This window comes from Candidatus Zixiibacteriota bacterium (genome assembly GCA_034003725.1).
Lineage (GTDB): Bacteria > Zixibacteria > MSB-5A5 > GN15 > FEB-12 > WJMS01.
Map to the genome: position 1 here is coordinate 42656 of JAVEYB010000004.1, position 24098 is coordinate 66753.

Sequence of the window (24098 nt, forward strand, 5' to 3'; positions counted from 1 at the left end):
GCGTGATTCCCCATGGGTCGCGGTAAAGGTAGCGTGATGCGCCCATGAAGTCAAACGAAAACGGCAGTTCGCGGTGAGGATGCGGATCAGACAGCACGGTGGATGCGGCGGTTCGAGAGATGCGCGTCTGAGAAGTGAGAAGTGACCGTTATTGGATCAGGCCGCCGCCGAGCAGCAGATCGCCCCGATAAAATACGACCGACTGTCCGGGTGTGATGGCGCGCTGCTTTTTTACAAATGTAACCTTCGCGGTCGATGATGACAACGGTGTGATTGTCGATTCGGCGGGGGCGTGGAGATAACGGATTTTTGTTTCGACGTCGAGCGGCGATGACGGGTGATCAATCGCGGACCAGTTGAGCCGTTCGGCGATCAGTTCGGTCGTGAAGAGGGAGTCGTTGTCGCCCACGATGACGCGGTTGGTATTGATCTCGATGCGCTGGACATAGAGCGGCGTCGGGTGCGCGATGCCCAGTCCCTTGCGCTGGCCAATGGTGTAGAATGCGGTGCCGTCGTGGCGGCCGAGCACGCGCCCGTCCTCGTGGACGATCTCCCCCGATTGGAACGTTCTTCCCCGCTTGCCTTCGAACTCGGAGATAAAGCGACGGTAGTCATCGTCGGCGACAAAGCAAATTTCGCGTGACTCGGGCTTTTGGGCGGTGCGGAGGCCATGTTTCTCGGCGATGACGCGCACTTCGGATTTCTTCAGACCGCCGAGGGGCATGAGGGTGTGTGCGAGCGCCTCCTGAGTGAGCCCCCAGAGGACGTACGACTGGTCTCGGGTGGCGTCGACGCCCTTGCGAATCTGCCATCGGCCGGAGTCATTAGGTTCGACGAAGGCGTAATGTCCGGTGGCGATGAAGTCGCATCCAAGCTGCTGCGCTTTGTGCAGGAAGGTGTTCCAGCGGACGTCGGCATTACAGCGGACGCACGGATTGGGCGTCCGGCCGGCACGGTACTCATCGACGAAGTTGTCGATCACCTTCTCGCGGAACTCCTCGGACATGTTAAGCACATAGAAGGGAGCGGCGATCTTGTCACACACGAAGCGGCAATCCGTGATGGAGTCGAGCGTACAGCACCGGCCGTCTTTGTAGATATCGCCTCCGACATCGACGTAGTCCCACAATTTCATGTGGGCGCCGATCACGTCGTAGCCCTGCTGTTTGAGCAGCAGAGCGGCGACGGAGGAGTCAACGCCGCCCGACATCGCAACTAAGACACGCGCAGCCATGGGAACCAGAATTCGTGTATATCAGACCTGTTTTTTGTAGACCGGGGACATAGCGCGGAGCCGATCCACGATCGGCGGCAGCTTAGTCAGCACGTAATCAAGCTGCTCGCGGGTGGTGGACCGTCCTAACGAGAAGCGAACCGATCCGTGGGCGACAATCGGGTCGATTCCCATGGCCGTCAGCACGTGTGACGCCTCAATCGCGCCCGAGGTGCAGGCCGATCCTGAAGAAACGGCCACCCCTTCAACATCGAGAGACAGCACGACCGACTCACCTTCGACGCCATTAAACGCGAAGTTCATGGTCTGCGGAATCCGGCTGGTGCGGGTGCCGTTGAAGCGGACATCAGGGACGTCACGAAGGACGCGGTCGATGAAGAAGTCGGCGAGATCGCTCAATCGTGCATAGTCGTCGTCCATCATCCTCTCAGCGAGTTCCAGCGCTTTGGCGAGGCCAACGGCACCGGCGACGTTTTCGGTTCCGGGCCGGCGCCGTTTTTCGTGGGAGCCGCCGTGCAGGAGCGGATCGATTTTGAGGCCACTCCGGACAAAAAGAGCTCCGCAGCCTTTTGGACCGTAGATCTTGTGACCGGTGAGCGAGAGCAGATCTACCCCCAGCTCTTTAACGTCGACTTCGACTTTCCCAATCGACTGCACGGCATCGGTGTGAAACAACGCTCCCTTTTCATGGGCAATCTGGGCGAACCGGGAAAGGTCGGCTTGAACGGTGCCGGTTTCATTGTTGGCGTGCATGATGGAAACGAGGGCGGTCGTGTCTTTGACGAGACCGCGAAGGCGCACCGGCGACACGAACCCTTCCGAGTCGACCGGGGCGAGGTGCAGTTCGAAGCCTTCCTTCTTATGGAGGTATTCGGCGGGTTCGATGACCGCGTGGTGCTCGGTGGCGCCGACAATGATGTGGTTTCGCTTGTGCTTCAGATATCGAGCAACTCCGAGGACGGCCATGTTGTCGGACTCGGTCCCGCCGGAGGTGAAGTACAGCTCTGATGGTTCACATCGGATAAAAGCTGCGATCTGCTCACGGGCGGTTTCGAGTGCGACCTTGGCTTCGCGGCCGAATGCATGCACCGAACTGGCGTTGCCGAACCCACGATCGAGATACGGCAGCATCGCTTCCACCACCTCGGGTGCGACGGGCGTGGTAGCGTTATGGTCGAGGTAAATTGGATCCATAGTGTTTGTCATCCCAGTGGGGTCTTCCCTTCAATACCTGCGTAACAGCGGAACGGGCGATTGGTTTCAGAGCATCAGAACGCGTATAATATGGTGAAATGCCAGCGTTTTGCAAAGTCGAAGCTGTCGGTTTCGAGACGCTGGGCATAATCGAGTCGGATGGGGCCAGCCGGCGAGAGAATCTGGAATCCCGTGCCGTAGGCAACGGCCAAGCGATCGAGTCGAATGTCCCCCCATTCGAGGAATCCGTTGCCGACGTCGGCGAAGACCGACTGCCAGAGGGGGAATGCGGCGAGGATATCGAGTAACGGTATCTTGTTGAAGATCTGGACCGTTTTCCAGCGGAACTCCTGATTGAAGACAAAGACGTACTGGGCACCGCGCGGATTTTTGTCACCGTCAAGCGGACCAAGACGGTTTTCTCGAAACGACCGTACCGTATTGGCGCCGCCAAGCAGAAGCCGGTCATCCGTCAGCAGGCTGTCGGAACGTCCGAAGGGCTCAGCCAGTCCCAGTTTGACCCGGGTGGCGCTGATCCAGCCGGGCCAGACCGGCTGGTAGGTCGACCAGGACGCCTGAATTCGATAGAAGTCGTTGTCACCACCCATGAAGCCGCCGAAGTAATCCACCGAGAGGTCAACAAACGAGCCCCGACTCGGAATAAACAGGTTGTCCCGGCTGTCATAGCGGAACTGGCTGTACATGCGACGTCGTCCCGAGATGGTGGCATCGACACCGATCCCGGTCGTATCGTCGGGGAACTCGGACAGTTTCAGCGACTCGTACTCGACACCGAGCCAGACTCGGACTTCGCGGCCGAAACGGCGGTTGGTCTCTGCAGAGAGTGAGTAGGACCGGCGTTTGTAGACGTTGTCCGGAACCCGGAGGGTGGGTTCCCATTCGAAGCCGATTGTCAGCGGCATGCGCAGGCCCAGAAACCAGGGCTCCGTGAAGCTGGCGTTGTACTTGTTCTGGAGGATGCGGCTGTCGCGGCCAAGACTGAAGGTATACGCGATGCTGAAGTCTCCCCTGCGTGAGCCAAGTATGTTCCGCTTACCCGCGCCGGCGGACACCAGCCAGGCGAGGTCGCGGATGTTGGTCTGGCCAATCGCTCCGAGCTCAGTCGTGACGTAGCGGGTCTTTCGTTCGCGAACCCGCAGGGTGAAGTCCGGTTGGAGGCGGTTCGGGGAGTTCTCGGCCCGGTTCAGCTGCATGGTCGAGAAGTACCCGGATTCCAACAAACGCCGCTGCGACTCGAGAATGTCTTCGCGGCTGTATACGTGTCCCGGTTTCACTTTGAGTTCGCGGCGTGCTACGTACTCAGGAAACTGCTCGGTTCCTTCGACCGCTATATCGCCGAACCGCACCAGTGAATCCGCAAACACATGAAAGATCACCGGCGCCCGGTTGCTTGAGGCCACGGAATCGACCCGATAGCCGATCTGTGCGTAAGGATATCCCCTGTTCGCCAGATACGTTTTGAGTTCAAATTCAACCTGTTTCAGATCGATCGGGTTGATCGGTCGTCCTGATTTGAGCTGGGTCGTCTTCTTTTCGAAGTGGATGGCCAGTCCGGGCGGGTAGTCGCCGGTCACCCGAACCGTATCGATGAAGAAGCGTCGTCCTTCGTGGATGGTGATATGCACGAGGGCACTTGAATCAGGAAGGATTTCAAACGCGTGATCGAGACGGACGCCGAGGAATCCTTCGGTGAGATACAGGTACTTGACTTCGAGGGTATCGCGTCCGAAGGTTTCGCGTTGCACGCGGATTCGCCGGTCGTCTTTAAGGGCGCCCCACCAGGACCAGGTTTTGGCATAGAGGCGGCCCTTGATTTCTCCCGACGGGTAGAACGTATTGCCTTCGATCAGAATTGAGTCAATCTTCGGATTGTCCCGCATCCAGCGCTGGCGTTCACGCTCGGTCATGGCGTGTGTCGAGGCGGTCAGAACCGCGAGCACGACGCATGTCCAGAGAGCCAGCCGCATCAGAACTCCCAGTGCAGTCGAAGGTTGAGGATATATTCTTCGAGTTCATTCCGCCGACCCTGCAGGAGGAACTCGCGGCTGAAGCGGTACTCGAAACCGACTTCCTCGCCGATCGTCCCTGAGACGTTCGACCGTCCGTACACGTACAGGTTCGGCGCCGCGTATACGCCGAGGGTGACGCGGGTGTTGGCCGGGTCGAACTCGCCGCCGTAGGCGGGGTCGATTTCGAAAGTCTCGACGCCGAGCTGGCTCAGTTGCCGGGCGCCCACGCGCGAGATCTGCGAGCCGACAAACTGCGACACCCGTTCTTCGATGGCGCCGCCATAGGAGCCGGTGTCGGCGCCGTAGTAATTGAGCGCGATCAGCGACAGGATGTCCTCTCGTGAGAACGGGGAGTCTTCGCACACGTTGATGTCGGCGGTATCGAGCGAGCCGGTCACGTGGATACACAAATCGATGACGTCGGACGCGGCTTCCTGCTCGTACCGCACACCGGGGATGCGCGTGGTTGCGACGATGTCAAGCTGGGGGTTAGGAATCTCCGTCCCGGTGAAGATAACCGCATCTTCCCGCGCCTCGAGGCGGAAGATCTTGTCGAACAAGAAACCTCGGCCCCGCAGGATGTCCATCTGGCCGACAATCGGGTAATTGCCGTCCTCGCGCACGAGATTGACCTCACCTGCGAATTCCGCATCGATATCTTCGTTTTCGATCCAGTAGTTGGATAGAATTTCGATATTGAGGTCGAGGTCCCAGCTGTCCTCTTCGGTAAGGCCTTCGAGGATCGGCGATCCTTCTTCGGCGGAGGCGAACGGCACGCGGTAGCGGCACGAGATCAGGGTGATGTCTCCGGTGACGGTGGGCGGCGTCTCCCCTACGATCTGCAGTTCGCCTTCGAACACGCCTTCGATGTCTTCCAGTTCGTATTCGAACGGGAATTCCCTCGGGATGGATACGTCGAGTTCATAGACGAAATTGTCCAATGACGCGACGCGAATTTCGCCTTCGATGTAGGCATACGATGGTTTGCCGCTGACGGTGACGGGCCGCAGCTCGCCGCCAATATCGCGCATGCCGATCGTGCGGGTGCGCTCTTTTCCCTTTCGGTTGTCGAGCACGTATGCCTCGATACCGTCGATCATAATCCGGTCATCCTCCATGCGGACCGATACGGAGTCGGCGAAGACCCAGTTGACCAGGTCGAAGTATTTCAGCTGCGCTCCGACCAGTTGGGCGCTTCCTTCGAGATGCGGATCCGAGGGGATACCGGACAGTCGGAAGTCCGCTTCGAATTCGCCGTTGAGCTGCTCGACCGAGGGGAGCATAAGGCTGACGAGTTCGAACTGATTGTCGCGGGCCGTGATCCGAATATCAAAGGGCAGGTCGGGGAGGCGCTCGATCGAATCGGTAACAAACGCCAGATCCGCGTTCAGGAAGCCTGAGGCAACGTAGCGGCCGGAGTCGGAGAGCACGACCGCGGAATCGACGGTCAGCACGCGATTTTCGTAGGCTCCTGCGGCGGTGAGTTCTCCGAGCTTCAATCCTCGATACGTGAGCGAGTCGATGATGCCGGTCAGAGAAAACGCGGGATTGGCGAAACTGCCGCCAACTCTGCCGTTGAAGGAGATGTGTCCATCGACCTGCCACTCGGGGGCGAACAGGCGCACCCACGGCGACAGCACAATGCTGTCGGCGGAGGCCCGAAAATCCATCGTTTCATCGTAGTTGATGCGTCCCGCAAGAGACAGCAAACCGCCGCGCTGCGCGAAGTAGAGCCGGTTAAAGACGAAGCCGGAGGAGTCGATCTCGATATCGACCGTTCCACGGTTATAGAACCCTCTTCCAAACAGATTGATGACGGTGGTATCCAGTTCGACTCGGTTGGGGTAGACACCGTAATCAAAGATCCCCAATGACGAGCCAAACAGGTCGGGGCTGCGAACTGCAGCCGTGTCGATAATGACAGTCTGCGAATCGAGGGTCAGCCTGGTCAGTGCGGAATCGAACGGGGTTCCCCACAGGCTGCCGGCGTAGAAGTCGGCCTGCGCCCACCCCTGCCGTCCCGAAAGGAACCGTTTTATGTCGGCGTCGATGACGCAGCTGTCGGCGCTGAGGCCGTAGATCCAGACCGAGTCGGAGACGAAGGTCGCTCTGAGATCGGGGTCGGCGGTTTTTCCCGAGACGACCGCATGCGCGCGTCCCCGGCCGCCGGGTTGATCGATGAACAGCCGGCCGCGGTATCGATCGAGATTCTCCAGCGCCGCCTCGACACGCAGATTGATATCGCCGGAGTACACAATCGATCCGGCAGCCGCGAATTCGTTTTCATGGTAGGCGACAACAAATGGATCGGTGAAGGTGAGAGAGTCGGTCGTGATCATCATTGGACCGTACGCACGCTGCAGCGGGTACTCGTCGAACGACGATTCATACAGGTCGGCGGCGATCATCATACGCATGGTAGCGGTGCGAAAGGATTCGCCGACCAACACAATATCTCCGTTGAGATCGGACTGGAAGGTTCCAGTGATCAGGTTATCCAGATTGAAATTCCGGATAGAGGCATTCAGGCGGTACGACTCCATGGCGCCGGAGAAGTCGATTCCGCCGTAGCCGTCGATGGCGCAGTCGCCGAGGATCACCCCGTACAGGGTGTCGAGTTCAAGCATTTTGTCATGGAGGCGGAAATCGACCTGCAGGTTCTCGAGCGATGCAATCATAAACGATCCGCCAATGTTGACCGAGCCCGACAGCGTGTCGTTCGTGCGCGTGACGGTACCGGTGAGATCGACAACGCCGTGCAGATTCGGGCCGATCCACCTGCTCACCTGCTCCATGTCTACGTGGTCAAAGGCGAATTCCACCTGCCCGCTCAAATCTTCAAGCATGACCGACCCGTCCAACCGTGCCCGCGTGCCGCCTGAGACGAGCATGAGATCCTGAAAGGTCACGCGGCGCTCGGAGAAGGTGACTTTGCCGGTTGCGGCGGTGAGGTCGATATCCTGTAACGGTAACGCAAAGCCCATCTGCTTCAGGTCGGCGCTCACCATGCCTTCGTCGACATGCAACGATGTAGCCAGGGTAAGCTGCTGGAGGCGGACCGTATCCTGACCGGGAGCGATGAGTTGAAGGGATGCATCGCTGAGGATAAGGTTGCCGATGTAAAATGAGGGCTGCCGCGAGGGTGTGTCCGTCCCGGACGACAGCGCCGGCAGTCGATAGGCTCCGACGCTGTCACGACGGACGGTTACCGATGCCGAGCCGATTTCGACGAGTTCGAATCGATAGTCGCGATTCCAGAGGTTGGACAGCCGATATGCGGTGGTCAGGCGGGGTAAGCGAATTACCTCGTAGCTGCCCAGCGAATCGGTGTAGGAGATGCTGACGTCTTCCAGCATCAGTCCCGTGAACGGGTTTCCACGGATATTGCCGACCGATGCGGTGAGCGAATAACGATCCCGAATTTCCTTATTGAGCCGCCCGGTGACGATTCGTTCCAGCCCGCGCATCGGGATCAGATAGACATACATGGCGGCCATGATCAGGATGGAGACAAAGACCACGACTGCCACTATGCGGAGCCATCGCTTCATGACCGTGTGTCCATCTCCAGCTTTTTCAAGATGTCGCGGGCGGCAGCCCAGCCGTCGGCGTGAACGTCGCGGAGATCTTCGATTACCAGACGGACGAGTTCGCGGTCCGCGCCAACGTTCAGGGCGCCTCGAATATGCGAATGAAGCTGGCGAGGTCGGTTTTCAACCACCAGACAGGCCACAATGGCACATTCGCGGGATACGATATCAAGGGCGGGGCGGGAGAGGACCTTTCCATAGCCCTCAAGTATCATCCATCTGAAGACATCGGGTGCAAATGACTCGACACGACGACGGAGGGCCGTGTAGTTCTTATCATAGACGCGCCGGCAGAGTTTGTCGCCGCGGATATACCACGAGCGGGTTTCCTCGGGGCTGACCGGCTCGTCGTTGGTGTGATGATCGACGGGTTCGGGCCAAGCCTGATGGAGCAGATCGGCAGCCTCGAGCATTCGCGGGAAGCCGAGGAACAGATATGACTGCAGGACCAGTTCATACAGCGGCGAGCGAGACGGGCAGTTTCGTCTATAGAGGGAAATAGCATCGGTAATGATCCGCGGATCGGCGACGGCGATCGAGGCTGAAAACAAGGCGAGCGTGCGCTCGGCGGCGTAATCGGTCACGGAAAACGACCGAATGCGCTCTTCCAGCGCGGCCTTGTTCGCTCCTGCGTCCATGGCTGCAATCTAAAGCGGTGTAACGGAGTGAGGCAATTTTTAAATTACTGTTTCAGAGTGCGCAGGCGGGACTCGAGCGCGTCGAGCTGTTGTTTCATCCTGACAAGTTCGGAAGTGAGCGAGTCGATTTCGTGTTCGCGAGTGACGGATTGGGCACCGTTGAGACCGGTCTGATCGAGCCCTTTGCGCCCGACCTGCACGAGGCGGGTGATCGATTTGTTTTGGCGGATGATTTCGATAGTACAGACGCTGCCGGGTCGCGAGCACCGAACGGCGCTGGACAGTTCAGCGGCGGAGACATAGGCGACATCGTTGTAGCCGACGATCAGATCCCCAGAGGCTATTCCACCGTTGGCGGCCGGTGACCCCGGGACGACCGATGTCACAATTATCCCCCGTTCCAGCATCATGCGATCACTGGAGGACACGCTGGCAAGCCGCACCGGGGTAGCGATTTCCAGGGGAGGGATGATCTCGATATCGGCAGACTGAATACCGAGGAAGCCGGCGTGGCGGTCTCCCCGGGTGGACAGGTAACTGATGATTCCGGGCAGTTGATAGGCGGGCACGGCGAGGGCGATCCGGGAGTCGACTCCATCACCATCCGCGATTATACCAAGCAGATCGCCGTTCATGTCGAAGATACCGCCCCCGATCGAGCCGGAAGAAATCGGCACGGAGAACTGCATCAGGCCGTCAGCCCGAAGGCCCGCACAGAATCCCAGAGACGGAGCCGCTCGCAGACCGTAGGAGTTGCCCATAGCAACGATCATCTGGCCAGCGCAGGCTCGTTTGGCCGACAAATTCACGACACTGCCCATCGGCCGACTGGCGCGAATCAGGGCTAGATTTGTGTGGTAATCAATCCCAACAAGTTCAGCAGGTACCGGGGCACCATCCAACACGACCGACATGCGGTCGTGCCCGGCGACCATGGAGGCGGCGACCAGTATATGCCCGTTCGTATCGCAGACAAGCCCGGTCGAGACCACTCGTCGGACGACGTCCTGAGCAGGCAATGTGGCTTGTCCGGGACCGAGGCTCGATGATGCCTCGACGGTCACGATGGAGCGGGAGATGCGGAAGACGAGTTCGCTGATTCCCTGTTCGAGGCTGAACAGCGGGCCGTCACCAGCATTCGCCATGGACGAAAAAAAGACCGTCAGGGTGGCCGCCTGAAGCAACCGTCTGACGGTCCAAAATCCGGTCGTTAGCATATTAGTATACCGAACCATCCTCCCTGACATCACTGACTCTATACACGCGCAGCACGGGGCGGAACCGATAGTAGTCGGTCAGATAGGGAGAGAACCCGCTCTGGCGCGCGGATACGTTTTGAACCTGACCGGCCAGCCGGTCGAGTGATACAAAGCCGTTCCTTGCCGTCAGCGCGCTGAAAATTTGCGTTACCTGTTGCGAGCGCTGCAATTCCCTTTCCAACGACCACCCGGTACCAACGGAAACAGCCAGATTGGGGTTGTCGACCGGCTGCACCGTGAGATAGGCATCGTCAAGCGAGCCGGCTCCCGAGTTGGTGGCGGACGGAGAACCAAACTGATTGAAATCACCGGTAAGCATGACGGCCGCAAGCAACAGGACGGCAGTCACGGCCACCGGCACAGCCTTCCACCAGAGGGGCGCGGGGACCCGCTTTCGCGGAAGCATAGCGTTACTGCGCGTTTCCGCAAACCGTTCGTGGGCGATCCGGTTCAGCAACCGGGAGTTGAAGTCGTCCGACACTTTGAGTGGCGGAATATCCCGGGAAGCGTCCCGCATGGCGCGGAAGGCCTGTTCCTCGGCCCGCAAGTGCGAGTCTTTCGCCAGGCGCTCCCGCACAGCCTCGCGCTGCCGGTCGGTCAACTCATCGTTAGAGTAGGCCGACAGGAAGGAGCGTACCTTTTGAAATCGCATTCTGTTCCTCCAGCTTCGGTTGCAGTTTCTCACGCAACATCAAGCGCGCCCGATTGACGCGCGATTTAACCGTTCCCAACGGGACACTGAGCACTTTCGCGACTTCTTCGTACGGCATTTCCTGAACGTCGCGAAGCAAAAACGCCACTCTGTATTTCTCGGGGAGTCCGCCGATGGCCTCGTTCAGCGCCTGCGGCAGGCGGCTGGGTAGTTTGGGGTCGATGGCGAACTCGCGCTCATTGCCCTGCATCTCCGTTATGTCGAAAAATTTGAACTTCCGTCGCTTACGCAACTCGTTCCTCGCCAGATTCAACGCAATCGTATAGATCCATGTCGAAAAACAGTGCTGAAAGTTGAACGACTGCCGGTGCTGATACACTCTGACGAAGGTTTCCTGAACGATATCTTCGGCTTCCTCCTGCGAAGACAGCATTCGTCCGATGACGTTCATCAGGCGATCCTTGTACCGGTCGACCATCTGGTTAAACGCCACCAGGTCGCCCTTCTGGATCGCTCTCATGAGCCCGTAATCGATATCTTTTTCTGTTTCTTTCGCCATGTAGCTCCCGACGCTTTGGGTTCTAAGAATAGTACCCGGAACCGGGTCGAAAGTTCCATCGTGACCGGCTGAATTCACCAAGTTTATCGATATGATCGCCAGTAACTTAACATGAAGATGGAAAGATGGCAACGGCGGTTCGAAAGGTCAATAGACAAACGATGCCCAGCCGGAGAGGTAGATCAGGTACGCCAGGAATCCGAACAGGAGCATCGGTGGCGTCATAACCTTATATACCGCAACAAGGTCACTCTTGAAGTAGTCGTTCGTTATGATCAGGCACAGGTGACTGGGAGACAGCATCATCCCGACATACCCCGCAAGAAAAGCGAGCAGGATGTTGTCGATCTGTATGACGGGTGAGTACAAAAAAGCGGCCAGTAACGAGTAACTCAACGCCACCAGCGCGGCCAGCATGCCGGTGAGGAGGCCCGACGTGAACGCCACCAGGATGATGATAAGCTGTTCGGGGAAGTGGTATTCGGTCGAGAGCCGCTGAATTGATTCGATTGCCCCGGACTGCTCGAGGACGGTTTGAAACGAGAGAATGCCAAACACGAGAAAGACGAGTTTGTAGGAGAGCCCCTTCTTCAGGGAGTCCACGAGCGGTTTTTTCCGGGGACGCGCGACAAGAATGAGAACCAGCAGAGAGATCAGCGCGCCCCAAGCCATTTCAATCCCGAAAATGGCGTATATGCCCACCGCCAGTAATACAGGCCATACCGTTCGCAGGATCCCCGTGAGCGCCGCGCGGAAGTCCGGATGATCGGAAGTTGAGCGGTCAATCCGCCGGATTAAGAAAGCATAGCCGACGAGTATCATGAGAATTGCCAGCGGGGCCTGAACGATCGCGATGGTTCCGAGGGGCAGACCGGTCATGGCGGATGCAACTATCAAGCCGGGGTATATGGGCATGAAGTGTTCCACGACGTGCCGATGCCAGTAGTTTACGGCGCACTTAAAGTGGGGCGAGTACCGTGAATCAGAAAGCACACTATCGACAAGCGGTGCGGACAACAGCGCCCCGCCCGGCATAGGCATCAAGCCTACCAACGGGGGCAGCAGGGCGGCTGCCGTTCTCCGGCCGCCATAAAGCGACCGACAGGCATCCGCGAGTTTCTCGAGGTAGCCGAGCTCCTTGAGTACCGAACCGAGAATCGTGATCAGAATGATCACGGCGGTCAGAGATATGAACGGCCGGGATGTCACCAGGGCGCGGTAACCGTCGAGAAGGTCAGCGAAAGGAACACGGAAAAGCAGAGCGGTCAACAGGCCGGCCCCGAAGAGAGTCACGCCGACCGACAGGTGTCGTTTCAGCGCGAAAAGGATGGCTACGAAGACCACCAGCAGTTTGAGCGTGTCCACCCGACCAATAAATGTCGCCTAGATAAAAAGTCAATTGTCGCGGTGCGAACGGCACTTGACTTGTGGGTTGGAAGGTATAGTTTGTGCCGAGCCGGAAGACAGGAGACATATGTCACCAGCGAGATATTATACAGTCACGACCATCAACGGCCGTCGGGTCCCGCCATCGCGGGCCAAGATATCGGTGTTCGACAACGCCCTGCTGTACGCGGACGGGGTGTTCGAGACCTTCCTTGCGATCGACGACCGGGTGATTTTTCTGGATGAGCATCTTGACCGGATGTACCGTGGGGCGGGTGTTGTGGGTCTGAATCTGCCGGTCGAACGCGCGACCCTGGCGCGCTGGATGATTGCTACCGTGAAGGCGCATCCTGACCGTGTGAAGAAACTTCGGCTCACCATCACCAGCGGCGAGTCCACCCGGTGGACGAATTGCCAGGGCGCGCCGCAGATAATATTGTCAGCGGCGCCGCACACGATTCCGACCCGGCCGTTTCGTCTGCTGGTGTCGGAGTTTCTGATCGACCACAGCTCGATCTCTCGCCAGATCAAGACACTCTCGTACGTCATAAACGCAGCAGCTCTCAAGCGCGCGTTGGCGATAGGCTGCGACGACGCATTGCTTTTGAACACTCACCGGAAGGTGGCCGAAATCACCAGCGCCAATATTTTCTGGATCAAAAAGGGCCGCATTTTCACGCCGTCGACATCGAGCGGGTGTTTGTGGGGCGTGACGCGCCAGGTTGCGATCGGCGAGGCACGGAAGCTGGGTTATCGCGTGGATGAAGTCAATGCGGGGTTTCGCTCGCTGCTGTCGGCGGACGAGGTCTTTCTGACGAGTTCACTGAAACTGATTCTGCCTATATCGAAAATTGTCAAAGGGGCCGTCACGAATACGTTTCGAACCGGTCCGATTACACGCCGTCTTGCCCGGCACATGCGCGAATTGGTCCACGCGGACTAAAAGCAGGCAGTCGGAGTTCTTCACCTGTTTTTGTTGACTCATTTACAACAGCGCACCTATCATCCCGAGTTACTACGATTACTTGTGACGAGGGAATTATGGTTCGATCGATGCATAGATTACTGCCGACAGTCCTGACGCTGGTTTTGCTTCTTGCCTGCGGCACGCCCGTTGAGGCGCAGGAGGATATCTCCCGAAGCACGTTGTATGACATCCCGCCACGATGGCTGGTGGATATGCCGACCGCCGGGACTCTGCCACGGGGGAACTTCAGTCTGGGCATACGGATTTTTTCAGAAGGCGGCGGACTGGGGTATACCAATATCGGGCTTTCCAACCGTTTCATGGTGGGTGTTTCGTTCGGCGGGACAAATGTGATCGCCAACCGGGAGCCGGACTGGTATCCGACGCTGGAGTTTTCGGTGCGATTCCGGGTGATAGACGAATTGCCGTATTTGCCGGCCATGTCGGTGGGATTTTCATCGCAGGGAAACGGATCATACAACGCAAGGCAGGATCGGTACGCGTACAAATCGCGTGGATTTTACGCGGTGGCGTCGCGAAGTTTCTATTTCTACAAGTGGACGGCCGGGTGGCACGGCGGCGTAAACTACGCGACCCCGGACGAAGAGGTCGAGCATGCGGGTGAAGATTTGGCGGACAGTGATCTCAGTCTGTTTTTGGGGTTTGACGCGACTTTCAACTATAATCTCGCGCTGCTTCTGGAGTACGACGCGGCGATCAACGACGACCGGAGCGCCAATGACTTTGCCGGTGAGGGTCGGGGCTATCTGAACATGTCGGTCAAGTGGTTGTTCACGAGGAATCTCGAGATCGAGTTAATCGGAAAAGACCTGCTGACCAACCGTCCGGAGTCCGACACGTTTTCGCGCGAGGTACGGCTGACGTATATAGATTCGTTTTGAAGTGGCAGCCCTGCTGCGACCCGCAGACGGGCGTGGGCGTACGATCACAAGCCCCAGCGGCGCCATTGGGCGAGGACGGATTCCACGAAATCGCCGACCGTCGCGGCGACATTCTTCCGATACTCATTGGCTCTGGCAACATCGAACTCGGGGTAGCCTTCCCCCTCTTTATATAAGAGAATCGTTCCGGGTACAGGGTAGATATCGGCGCCGCTCTTGAAGGTGTAGGCGAGTTTGTCGGTGTAGAGCGATTTGTCGGCGAGGCTCGGATCAATTGCCATTACCATGGCGGTTTCATCCGTGCCCGCGTGGCCGCCCGCGTGACCGAAGAATTCCTCGGTCATCTTATCGCACAATTCCCACCAGTGAATAACCGCGATGTTGGCCCTTCGCTCGCGGTGGAAATCAAACGCGACTTCCTTCAGCGCCGAGTTATTGCCGCCGTGTCCATTCATGAGAATGACGTTGTGAAAGCCGGTGTCAACCATCGAATCAAGCACATCGCGAACGTATAGCTGGAAGGTGCTCGGTTTGATGGTCGAGCCGCCGTTGTATCGGATCAGCGACCGCGTGATGCCGTAATTGACGGTTGGGGCGATCAGGGCGTTGATGCGTTCTGCGATATCCTCGGCGATAGCCTCGGGAATGAGGTTGTCGGTGCCGAGACAGGCCGAGCCGTGGGCCTCGACCGTACCTACCGGCAGGATAACGGTATCGATTTTGGATGGTACCGTGTCGCGGACGGTGAGCCAGGTCAGTTTCTGGAGATGGCGTTCCATTATGACAGTTTGGCGAGAATGCGTTCCATGACCAGTTCGGTTTCCCGGGCGGTGGTTTCATCGCCCTCGAAGCGGAACTGATTGATGTCACGCGCCATGATTTCAAGTTCTTCGGAGGACTCCACGGCGTACCAGATCGGTAGTTCCGACCAGTGGAGGCCCTTGTCGGTGAAGGCGCCGGCGATATCGGCGTAGATCGAGGGTGACGTCCAATCGAATGCGGACAATTCGATCTGGTAGGCTCCCGACATGCCGATCGAGTAATAGCGACCTTCCGGAGTCGGGCCGAAGATCACGTCGGACTGCGAGAGCATGTTCCACGCCGAGCGCATCATTTTTGACGTCACGGTGGGTGTTCGTGAACCGACCAGCAGGACCGCGTCGTACCCCGAATCAAAGCACTCCTTGAACGCCCGTTCGATCCGGATCCCCCAGCGGTCTTTTTTCTGAGGGAAGGTGGACAGCTGTTTTTCAAAGCGTTCGGCCAGCTCGCCTGACAGTTTCTTTTTCAGGTAGTCCATGACGATTTTGACGAGACGGACACGGTCGGGCTGGTTCTGATAGTACAGACGCACGTCGGTATCGCCCAGTTCGAGTGCATGCATGATGGTATCGGTGATGAAGGCCTGGTGCAGGAAGCGGATGTCGTCTCCCTTGATGAGGCCGAAGTCCATCGCTGACCCTTCTTCGAACGGTTCCTGGACACAGACGACAACGACCTGTTTGTTGCACGGGTCGGAGGTGCTTTTCTTGCGTGGAGACATACTACCTTTCCGCGTCATGTGAAACAGTCGTGGTCAATATAGGACGGCCGGGAAAGGCCGTCAAGCGACCCTCACAGAAAAAAGATGTCGGGGGCGAAACTGTCACTACCCGACATTCTGCAATGCGGGAAACAATTCGAGCAGCCACGATGCAAGCCGTCCCAACAAGTCAAAGAAGATCAGTATCCCGACAATCATCAGCAGACCGCCGGAGATGATTTCGACCGCGTGGAAATGTCGTTTGATAAATCCGAACGTGCCAATGAGATAGTTGAACAAAAGCGCGGTCAGGATGAAAGGCACACCGAGCCCGGCCGAGTACGCCACCAGCAGCATGGCACCCTCCGTGAGCGAGCCCTGCTGGGCGGCGATAATCAGGATGCTGCCGAGGATCGGTCCGATGCACGGCGTCCACCCGAAGCCGAAGGCGATGCCGATAATGGCCGAGCCGAAGACACCGCGTTTCTTCTTTTGACCGGCGAGGTTGAAGCGTTTCTCGTAATTGAGCGCCTTGATGCGAAGCAGGCCGGTGACGTGCAGACCGAAAAGGAAGACGATCACACCGGCGACTTTGTTGAAGATGCCCATGTGTCGCTGGAGAAAGTTGCCGATTCCGCTGGCGCCGAGCCCGAGTACCACAAACACGAGGGAGAACCCGATGACGAAGAACAGGGTGTTCAACAGGAGTTTGCGATAATTGCCGCCGGACCGTTCGCGCGACATCAGCTCTTCGACCGACACTCCCGAGATAAACGAAAGGTAACCGGGAATGAGCGGCAGCACGCAGGGCGATACAAAGGACAGTAACCCCGCGAGGATTGCGGTAGGGATTTCGACCGATGCTTGTCCAAACAAGGGAGTTTCTCCGTTCAAGGGGGGTTAAGCGGCCGGCATCTGGAGATCAGCCTTTTTTCGTGCGGGCGGCGATTTCCGCGGCAATGAGCTTCATCAGTTTGTCGCCGTCGATCTTGGAGACAATTTTCTCAGCGATTTTGGCGGCCAGTTCGGAAGCAAACTGGCGGGAGAACATCGCGAGGTCGGCCGGCCCAAGCCGTTCTACCTGTTCCTGCCACCCGGGCTCGCCTGCTTCGGCCGACTGTCCCGCCGGATGTTCGTCGCGCACGGTCACGACCTGTGGCGGTTCCTCGGTGGTTCGAATGCGTTCCATCTCTTCACGGAACTCATCGATAAACTTTTCGACGCCGGCGGTCTTCGGTTTGTGCGGCGCGCGGGCCTGCGTGGTGCCGGCAGCCGATACCGGTGTGTGCGGATCTACTGCGGCAGACGGACTGTCGATGGGAAGATGCTCATGCTGTGCGCCGGGGTCCGTCCGTGGTGCATGCTCGGGGGAAACGCCTTCGTCGCGCATGGCGTTGATGAACCAGTCGTAATCGTGGTTTTCGTCTATCGGTTCACTTTCCAGTGCGGGAGACTTGGATATGCCGTACTGGTCGTGCAGAATCTCGATCGGACCCGTGCCATGTTTTTGAGGGGCAGCAGCCCGCTGCTGTGTGGTGCCCGGCGGGGCGATCGTATCGTCGCGAATCATCAATGATTCGACTTTGCCGGTTTCGGAGGAGGGTTCCTCGGTACCGTGGTGGTCCATTCCGACGAGACTCTCGTGCGACTCTCCGGCGGCGGCCTTCTTGCCGACCCGCGTGGTTGCATTCATCACCTCCGACGAGGTGACGTGAATCTGATCGAGGCCGAGGGCATGGTCCAGCAGTTCTTCGTCGAGGTCGGTATCGGCGGCCTGTGTCGAGCCAGCGGTTGCCGTTTTCCTCCCCGACGCCTGACCCGAAAACACCTGGACTCGTTGGATGAAGTCTCTGGGGTCGAACGGGCGACTGATGATCACCTCATCGGGAAACGGGAGCCCCTCCGACTCGGTGGAGTCAAACAGCAGCAAGGGAATGGAAGCCGTGCGGGGATCCGCCTGAATGGTCTCGTAGAAGGGGCGGCCGTCGGCAGACACCAGGTCCGCGCCGATAATGAGCACATCGGGGATAGAGAACTGCAGCACTTCCTGCGCTTTCTCGACCGTCGGCAGCGAGATAACTTCGAAGCCGTTTTGCCGGAGGACGGTTTCAGCCACGGAGCGAATGGCTTCGGCAGACTCGGCGACCAGGACTCGTTTATGCATGCCGGGGTATCCCCTGCGGTTCACTGGTTGTTGTTTTTCCTGGACAGACGGGACGAGGCTTCTTCGAGAAACTTGCGGTCTTCGCTGGAGATGTTGTCAATGCCGACCTCGTTGATTTTGTCAAGAATCGCATCAACTCGTTTCATCACATCCTCGGCTTCCTGCCGTCTCTTTTCGAGTTTAGCTTCCTGGCGCTTGTAGCGCAAGTTTTTAAGTTTGCGGCCCAGGGACATCCAACGCCAGTCGCCCTTGACATAAATGAAGGCAAAAACGGCTCCGCCGAGGTGTGCCCAGTGAGCGATGCCGGGTGCGGCCGTGAGAAAACCCAGAAGCATAAAGCCGGGAACGAACCACTTGACCTTCACAGGAAAGAGGAAATAGAGATAGATTTCCCGCTCAGGGAACATTTTCCAGTAGGCGACGAGGACACCATAGATGGCTGCGGACGCCCCGATCATAGGGACTACCTGGGAACTCTGGACGGCCAGCGTCAGGACCGCACCCGCCAGGCCGCACAGAAAGTAAAAGCGACCGAATCGTTTTGAACCCCACGCGTACTCGATCTCGGTGCCAAACATCCACAGGCCGAACATATTGAAAAAGATGTGCCAGAACCCGCCGTGGAGAAACATGTAGGTGACGAGCTGATAAATACGATTGGGGAAGTCATCGAAGAATCGGGCCGGCGACAGACCAAATGTGTACGCCAGGTTGCCGGACTTGAGTAATATCTGCAACAGAAAGACGGCGGCGCATGAGATGATAATCACGCGGATGAAAGGCGAAAGACCACCGGGGCCTATCCTTAGCCCGGTTCCGCCAAAACCACGATTACGGCCAGATAAGTTCATTTGTCAGGCTATCGGCACACTGTTCACTTTTGTTTATCCGGTGGCGCAGCCGGGTCAGGCGTGGAATCGTCTGCACCGCCGTCGGTTACGGGCCTTTTGGTGTCGTTGGCTTCACCCGGAAGCCGGCACGCCGGTCCCATTCACGAGCCGACGCCATACCTCGGGAACACCTTGGCAACCAGAAAAAGCCATACGCCGACGAAAATGACAATGAAAATGAGGTCGTACCAATCCATTGCTCGCAGCCTTTTCTCTCCAGGGCATCCACATACAGGAGTTCAGCGTCCACTTCTGAAATGGTCTTGCAGAGGGATCAGTTCCCGCGCCGGGCCGCCATTGGGGAAAAACAAAGGCCGGTCGCCGCACGAGCGGGCGATCCGGCCAGGCTATTCGTTTGATAGCGCGAACGCTACGCGAGGACCTTTTCCAGGCGCTGCATCAGCTGAGATTTCGGCACGGCGCCGACGACCTGATCCACGACCTCACCGTTCTTAAAGAACAGGAGCGACGGGATCGACATGATGTTGTACTTCCCCGCCGTTTTGGCGTTGGAATCGACATCGAGCTTAGTGATTTTGATTCTCTCACCCATCTCGCCGGCGATTTCTTCGAGGATCGGGGCGATCATCTTGCAGGGACCGCACCACGTGGCCCAGAAGTCCACAACTACCGGCTTGTCGGATTGAAGCACTTCGGCTTCAAAGGAGTCATCAGTGATCTCGACGGGTTTGCTCATGTCCGTTTCCTCTATATTATTCGATTCACCATACGACTTTACGCCTACAACAGCCGGAGCGGGGCCAGGTTCCGTCGAATCTCAAGCACGCCCGGGCAACAGCGACCAATATACCTGACGTTTTGCGGATTTGTCAAACGCTTAGCGAAGGGTGCAACGGGTACGGGAGAGTGATCAGAGCGCGACGCGAGTGCATCGCACGCGACTCATGACCTGATCGGCAAACGCTTCGAGTCGGGTCTCCTCGCCGGAGTCGCGCAATCCTTCGTAGCTGATATTGAGCCACGGTATGCCGCCCAGATCGTCGGCGAGCTTTCGGGACAGGGAGCTGACGATTGTGCCCGGCATACAGTTGAACGGCATTGCGTTGACGATCCCGGAGGCGCCCGATCGCACCATTTCGATAGCTTTGCCGACTGAAAGGATGGCTTCTCCCTTGATATCTTTCGACAGGTAATTCGACGCAAGGTCCATGACGGAGCTTACCGAGCCTTCGGGTCGAATCGGGAACACCCGGTGGGCGGCGCGCATGATCCGGTGTTCCTGCCAGCGCTGTGTTATCAACTGCAGGCTGCTGTGTGCCAGCGCCTTGAGATTCCAGTCCTGGATTGCATCGCGCTGATACGTGGTCGACGTGTAAAGCGGCCACTCGGTGAACGTAGCGAGCCAGACTTCCGTCCCCAATCGTTCGAGCTTGCGAATGAGATTGTTATTGGAGAAGCGGTTGCTTCGCAAATAGATCTCGCCGACGACGCCGACCAGCGGCTTTGTGGTCGACTTTCGTTCGATCGCGAGAAATGCCCGGGCTGCGGCTTCGGCCACTTCCTCCATCGGCGTATCGTCTCGTACGGCACTGTCCATGCGGTCGAGAAACTCGGCGTAGACCCGGTCGGCCTCGCCTTCGACGGCCTCATACGGCCGGGTCTGATGCAGCATTTTCATGAGGCAATCAACCAGCACCATGGCCTTCCACGCCGTCGTGCGAAAGCCTGTTCCATCGAGGCCAAACTGCGAGTATCCGTCGCGCGAGTTGGGTGAGAAGATCGGAATATCCCGGTAACCGAGCTCATCGAGGATCAGCCTGTGCAGCTGGCTGTATTGCCCGAACCGACACGGACCATCAGCCCCGGGCATGAAAAACACGGAGCGCTTCGGGTCGAATCCCGTCGATCGTATCTTCTTGATCATGTCGCCCGTGGTGATGACGCAGGGGAAACATTCTTTACCGGAGGTAAACTTCTGACCGAAGGCGAGGGTAGCGTCATCCGGTTCCTCGAGCACTTCGGCAGTCAGTCCATACCGGTCGAAAGCCGCCCGCAGCGCGTAGGCCTGGTCGCACATATTGGGAATGTATATGGTCTTTTCGAATGGTCGAAAGTCATCCTGCGAGATACTGAACTCGGTGATGGGCGGCCGATAGCGGTAAAAGCGCAGCGAGTCCAGAAACGCTTCGCACCGTGTGATCAGTCCTGCATCGGCTGAGTGTTCGTCGAGTTCGAGCTGCAGATACGGCTTGCCTGTCATGGTCCGACGGAAGTAGTGCGTAATGAAGGAGTCAGGACCGCACCCGAATGAGGTGATGTACACGGCAAACAGGTTTGGGTGAGTGCGGATGAACCTCGCAGCCGACATGATTCGGCGTCCGTAGCGCCAGTACATAGAGTCATTGAGCGAGCCTTCCTCTTCCGGAAGGGGCAGAAAGTCGATCGAAATGACTTTGTAGCCGAGGGCGCGAATTTTGTCGGGCAGTTCCATGGAGAGGCGGCGGTCGAAGCCGTTGTACGGGCGGCTGACAATGACCAGAACCTTCTCCCCGCTTTGGAGCCCTTCAAGTATTTTCTTTCCTTCCGCCCTCAGTTCTTCTTTGAACGCCCGGTAGGCATTGATTCCGGCTCGAGTGGCGCGGGTTAAATCGCGTTCGCCGATATTGAGTTCTTTCGCGATCGCGCGAAGGCGCCGGCGTGTGTCGGGGAGGTCGTAACTGAGCTGTACCGGCGCGTCGACGAACCGGATACCGAGTTTGGAAAAGTCAAATCGAGCGCGTATGGACGATCCGACGGACTGCACGTACGGACAGCTGTATGCTCCCTCGTCGCTGGACTCATTTTCTTCGGCAGTTTTGATGAGTGACGGAAGAAAAATAACATCGACTTTTTTCGCGATCAGGTTGTTGACGTGTCCATAGACGAGTTTGACCGGATAACACGTTTCCGCCGCAAAGAGCTCAAGCGAATCTTCGACAATCCGGTGGTTACTGACGTCGGAAAGCACGATGCGGAAGTCGAGCGCCTCGAAGAAGGCCATCCAGAACGGGTAGAACTCGTAGAAGTGCAGCGCGCGCGGAATGCCGATTCGTTTCAGAGGCTGCCGTGGCTGTTTGTACCGACCGCGACGGCGGTACAGCCCTTTCTGCCGCATGGTGGAGTAATCGCGCGGGAGGGTTCGTTCGGCGGTGCGATTAACCTCGTATTTTTCGCAGCGGGCGCCGTAGAACAGGGGTTGTTCACCTTCAATCTCCACGCGGCGGATTTCGCAGTGGTTCGAGCACTCTTCGCACGGAAACGTGGCCACGTTGTACTTTCGCTTATACAGCTCGAAACCCTTGAACCGGGTTTGGAAACCCGTCTCCCCGACCTTTTCGATAGCCAGGATGGCGGCGCCGATCGCGCCGGTGACGTCGTGGTGCGGCGGCACCGTTATCTTCCGACCGATCAGATTCTCGAAGGCGGCGACGACACCTTTGTTCCAGGCGACGCCGCCCTGGAAGAAGATGTTTTCGCCGATCTTGCGATCGCCGACGACTTTGTTGAGATAGTTGCTCGCGATCGAGTATGCCAGCCCCGCAATGAGGTCATCCTTTTTGGCACCCGACCGCATGTGGGCGACCAGATCGGACTCCATGAACACCGTGCAGCGTTCCCCGCATCCGACGGGGCATGTCGCACAGAGGGCGCGGTCGCCGAATTCGGTTTCGATGTTGATTTTCAGCTTCTCGGCCTGTTCCTGCAGGAAGGAGCCGGTTCCGGCGGCGCAGGCCTTGTTCATCTCAAAGTCGACGACGGCTTTGTTCTCGATTGAGATGTACTTGGAGTCCTGGCCCCCTATCTCGAAGATGGTATCGACGGTTGGATCTATGTTGATCGCGGCGGTGGCCTGGGCGGTGATTTCATTGCGGACGATGTCGGCGCCTATAAAGTCGCCGATGAGGTATCGGCCGGAGCCGGTGGTGCCGACGGCGGCGACGTTCACGCGACCGTTCACTTCCAGCCCGATTTCCGCCAGCCCCTTGCGAACGGCTTCGATCGGCCGGCCCTCGGTCATAAGATAGCGCCGGGCGATAACCCGGTGATCGGAATCGATCAAAACGAGGTTGGTGGACAGCGAACCAACATCGACGCCGAGGAAGACGTCGAGTTTGTCGAAGCCGGTCGGCGGATCAGCGGTCGTGACGGCGTAGAATTTGGAGTCGGGGTGATCGTAAGTCAGGGCCTCGCGACCGCGTTCGGCATCTTCGCGGTACTCGAGATAGGCGGCGAGCCGGTCGGGGTCAAAAGGGTCCACCAACGCGCGCTGATCGTTCGCCAGCGCCGCGGCTCCGATTGCCGCCACCACGTTGAAGCCATCGGGGATAACGAGCTCGCCGTCGGCGAGTTCAAGCACATCGGTGAAGGCGCGCACCATACCGGGGTTGGCGGCCACTCCCCCTTCGAACGCGATCGGTTTCTCCAGTCTTTTGCCGCGCGCGATCGCCGATTTGAAATTTCTCGCCACGGCAAAACACAGGCCGGCGACTATGTCATAATCGGGGGTTGCGATCTGCTGGAGGTGGATCATATCGGTCTTGGCGAAAACCGAGCATCGTCCGGCGATTCTCGGCGGGTTACTCGATTTGAGGGCGAGGGCGCCAAACTCGTGCTCGATATCAATCTTGAGACGACCGGCCTGCTGATCGAGGAACGAGCCCGTTCCGGCGGCACACTGCGCGTTCATGGCGAAATCGACGATCGTGCGGGACTCGGGATCAAGCAACAGCAGTTTGGAGTCTTCTCCCCCCATTTCAATGACCGTGCGGACATGCGGCACGACACGGAAATTGCCCGCCGCGAGCGCGGCGATTTCTCCGAACGCTTTTCCCCGAAGTACAGATTGGCTCGTCTTGGCCCCGATGCCGGTGTGCCCGAGGTAGATGGTTCCGCCTGCCAGATCGCCGAATTCGGTTTCGAGAAGTTGGCGGAGCGTTTCGAACGGCCCGTCGTCGAACCGGCGGTAGACGCGCCGCACGATCTGCCCCTCGGCCAGCAGAACCAGTTTAACGGCAACGGATCCAATGTCGATGCCGAGCGAAAGGACCGGATGTGCCATAGCAATCTAGAAAGTAGGTTCGAGTTTCCTAGACGGCAAGGAGAATGTCGCC

The 24098-nt window shown here is 58.1% G+C and carries 18 protein-coding genes; 2 read left to right on the top strand and 16 right to left on the bottom strand.

What is annotated here, in order from left to right; genetic code table 11:
* Window positions 1–148: 148 nt before the first annotated feature.
* The 9 genes from mnmA to RBT76_06370 all read right to left on the bottom strand — a co-directional run bounded on the left by mnmA (window position 149) and on the right by RBT76_06370 (window position 12521).
* Window positions 149–1234, bottom strand: coding sequence for a tRNA 2-thiouridine(34) synthase MnmA (gene mnmA, locus RBT76_06330; GenBank protein ID MDX9857386.1), 1086 nt, complete (start codon window positions 1232–1234; stop codon window positions 149–151).
* A gap of 21 nt (window positions 1235–1255) precedes the next feature.
* Window positions 1256–2428: an aminotransferase class V-fold PLP-dependent enzyme gene (locus RBT76_06335; GenBank protein MDX9857387.1), complete on the bottom strand. Its 1173-nt coding sequence runs from the start codon at window positions 2426–2428 to the stop codon at window positions 1256–1258.
* Window positions 2429–2502: 74 nt separating this feature from the next.
* A complete protein-coding gene (locus RBT76_06340; protein ID MDX9857388.1) occupies window positions 2503–4416 on the bottom strand; it encodes a BamA/TamA family outer membrane protein in 1914 nt (637 codons plus the stop codon).
* Window positions 4416–8009, bottom strand: coding sequence for a translocation/assembly module TamB domain-containing protein (locus tag RBT76_06345; protein ID MDX9857389.1), 3594 nt, complete (start codon window positions 8007–8009; stop codon window positions 4416–4418). Before RBT76_06345 ends, RBT76_06340 begins: the two co-directional genes overlap by 1 nt.
* The gene (locus RBT76_06350; GenBank protein MDX9857390.1) at window positions 8006–8686 is read right to left on the bottom strand and encodes a carboxymuconolactone decarboxylase family protein; all 681 of its coding nucleotides are present in this window, start codon (window positions 8684–8686) and stop codon (window positions 8006–8008) included. The genes RBT76_06345 and RBT76_06350 overlap by 4 nt, the downstream gene beginning before the upstream one ends.
* Window positions 8687–8730: 44 nt before the next feature.
* Complete coding sequence (locus tag RBT76_06355) at window positions 8731–9903, bottom strand: S1C family serine protease (protein MDX9857391.1); 1173 nt, start codon at window positions 9901–9903, stop codon at window positions 8731–8733.
* Window position 9904: 1 nt separating this feature from the next.
* Complete coding sequence (locus RBT76_06360) at window positions 9905–10597, bottom strand: hypothetical protein (protein MDX9857392.1); 693 nt, start codon at window positions 10595–10597, stop codon at window positions 9905–9907.
* A complete protein-coding gene (locus RBT76_06365; GenBank protein MDX9857393.1) occupies window positions 10554–11156 on the bottom strand; it encodes a sigma-70 family RNA polymerase sigma factor in 603 nt (200 codons plus the stop codon). The genes RBT76_06360 and RBT76_06365 overlap by 44 nt, the downstream gene beginning before the upstream one ends.
* Before the next feature lie 147 nt (window positions 11157–11303).
* Window positions 11304–12521 carry a DUF401 family protein gene (locus RBT76_06370; GenBank protein MDX9857394.1) on the bottom strand — a complete coding sequence of 406 codons (1218 nt, stop codon included), beginning with the start codon at window positions 12519–12521 and terminating at the stop codon, window positions 11304–11306.
* 109 nt (window positions 12522–12630) lie between these two features.
* On the opposite strand from RBT76_06370, the gene RBT76_06375 reads away from it, so the two are divergent.
* Both RBT76_06375 and RBT76_06380 read left to right on the top strand, forming a co-directional pair.
* Window positions 12631–13485 carry an aminotransferase class IV gene (locus tag RBT76_06375; protein MDX9857395.1) on the top strand — a complete coding sequence of 285 codons (855 nt, stop codon included), beginning with the start codon at window positions 12631–12633 and terminating at the stop codon, window positions 13483–13485.
* Between the two features lie 110 nt (window positions 13486–13595).
* Window positions 13596–14411 (top strand): hypothetical protein, encoded by an 816-nt coding sequence (locus tag RBT76_06380; protein ID MDX9857396.1) that lies wholly within the window; start codon window positions 13596–13598, stop codon window positions 14409–14411.
* A gap of 44 nt (window positions 14412–14455) precedes the next feature.
* Here the strand turns inward: RBT76_06380 and RBT76_06385 are convergent, their stop codons facing one another.
* From RBT76_06385 to RBT76_06415, 7 genes are all read right to left on the bottom strand, one after another.
* Complete coding sequence (locus RBT76_06385) at window positions 14456–15190, bottom strand: creatininase family protein (protein ID MDX9857397.1); 735 nt, start codon at window positions 15188–15190, stop codon at window positions 14456–14458.
* A complete protein-coding gene (locus RBT76_06390) occupies window positions 15190–15954 on the bottom strand; it encodes a DUF2064 domain-containing protein (GenBank protein MDX9857398.1) in 765 nt (254 codons plus the stop codon). The genes RBT76_06385 and RBT76_06390 overlap by 1 nt, the downstream gene beginning before the upstream one ends.
* A 105-nt stretch (window positions 15955–16059) precedes the next feature.
* Window positions 16060–16809 carry a cytochrome c biogenesis protein CcdA gene (locus RBT76_06395; GenBank protein MDX9857399.1) on the bottom strand — a complete coding sequence of 250 codons (750 nt, stop codon included), beginning with the start codon at window positions 16807–16809 and terminating at the stop codon, window positions 16060–16062.
* A gap of 46 nt (window positions 16810–16855) precedes the next feature.
* Window positions 16856–18097 carry a hypothetical protein gene (locus tag RBT76_06400; protein MDX9857400.1) on the bottom strand — a complete coding sequence of 414 codons (1242 nt, stop codon included), beginning with the start codon at window positions 18095–18097 and terminating at the stop codon, window positions 16856–16858.
* A gap of 20 nt (window positions 18098–18117) precedes the next feature.
* Complete coding sequence (locus tag RBT76_06405) at window positions 18118–18948, bottom strand: rhomboid family intramembrane serine protease (GenBank protein ID MDX9857401.1); 831 nt, start codon at window positions 18946–18948, stop codon at window positions 18118–18120.
* Between the two features lie 409 nt (window positions 18949–19357).
* Window positions 19358–19684, bottom strand: coding sequence for a thioredoxin (trxA, locus tag RBT76_06410; GenBank protein ID MDX9857402.1), 327 nt, complete (start codon window positions 19682–19684; stop codon window positions 19358–19360).
* Window positions 19685–19858: 174 nt separating this feature from the next.
* Window positions 19859–24046, bottom strand: coding sequence for an acyl-CoA dehydratase activase (locus RBT76_06415; protein ID MDX9857403.1), 4188 nt, complete (start codon window positions 24044–24046; stop codon window positions 19859–19861).
* Window positions 24047–24098: the final 52 nt, after the last annotated feature.

What these genes read in the sequence shown, in the direction of transcription:
- RBT76_06385 (MDX9857397.1), bottom strand. Translation starts at nt 15,190, where the DNA reads ATGGAACGCCATCTCCAGAAACTGACCTGGCTCACCGTCCGCGACACG.
- RBT76_06350 (MDX9857390.1), bottom strand. Translation starts at nt 8,686, where the DNA reads ATGGACGCAGGAGCGAACAAGGCCGCGCTGGAAGAGCGCATTCGGTCG.
- RBT76_06380 (MDX9857396.1), top strand. Translation starts at nt 13,596, where the DNA reads ATGCATAGATTACTGCCGACAGTCCTGACGCTGGTTTTGCTTCTTGCC.
- RBT76_06415 (MDX9857403.1), bottom strand. Translation starts at nt 24,046, where the DNA reads ATGGCACATCCGGTCCTTTCGCTCGGCATCGACATTGGATCCGTTGCC.
- RBT76_06355 (MDX9857391.1), bottom strand. Translation starts at nt 9,903, where the DNA reads ATGCTAACGACCGGATTTTGGACCGTCAGACGGTTGCTTCAGGCGGCC.
- RBT76_06375 (MDX9857395.1), top strand. Translation starts at nt 12,631, where the DNA reads ATGTCACCAGCGAGATATTATACAGTCACGACCATCAACGGCCGTCGG.
- RBT76_06335 (MDX9857387.1), bottom strand. Translation starts at nt 2,428, where the DNA reads ATGGATCCAATTTACCTCGACCATAACGCTACCACGCCCGTCGCACCC.
- RBT76_06400 (MDX9857400.1), bottom strand. Translation starts at nt 18,097, where the DNA reads ATGCATAAACGAGTCCTGGTCGCCGAGTCTGCCGAAGCCATTCGCTCC.
- trxA (MDX9857402.1), bottom strand. Translation starts at nt 19,684, where the DNA reads ATGAGCAAACCCGTCGAGATCACTGATGACTCCTTTGAAGCCGAAGTG.
- RBT76_06390 (MDX9857398.1), bottom strand. Translation starts at nt 15,954, where the DNA reads ATGTCTCCACGCAAGAAAAGCACCTCCGACCCGTGCAACAAACAGGTC.
- RBT76_06405 (MDX9857401.1), bottom strand. Translation starts at nt 18,948, where the DNA reads ATGAACTTATCTGGCCGTAATCGTGGTTTTGGCGGAACCGGGCTAAGG.
- RBT76_06340 (MDX9857388.1), bottom strand. Translation starts at nt 4,416, where the DNA reads ATGCGGCTGGCTCTCTGGACATGCGTCGTGCTCGCGGTTCTGACCGCC.
- RBT76_06345 (MDX9857389.1), bottom strand. Translation starts at nt 8,009, where the DNA reads ATGAAGCGATGGCTCCGCATAGTGGCAGTCGTGGTCTTTGTCTCCATC.
- RBT76_06360 (MDX9857392.1), bottom strand. Translation starts at nt 10,597, where the DNA reads ATGCGATTTCAAAAGGTACGCTCCTTCCTGTCGGCCTACTCTAACGAT.
- RBT76_06365 (MDX9857393.1), bottom strand. Translation starts at nt 11,156, where the DNA reads ATGGCGAAAGAAACAGAAAAAGATATCGATTACGGGCTCATGAGAGCG.
- mnmA (MDX9857386.1), bottom strand. Translation starts at nt 1,234, where the DNA reads ATGGCTGCGCGTGTCTTAGTTGCGATGTCGGGCGGCGTTGACTCCTCC.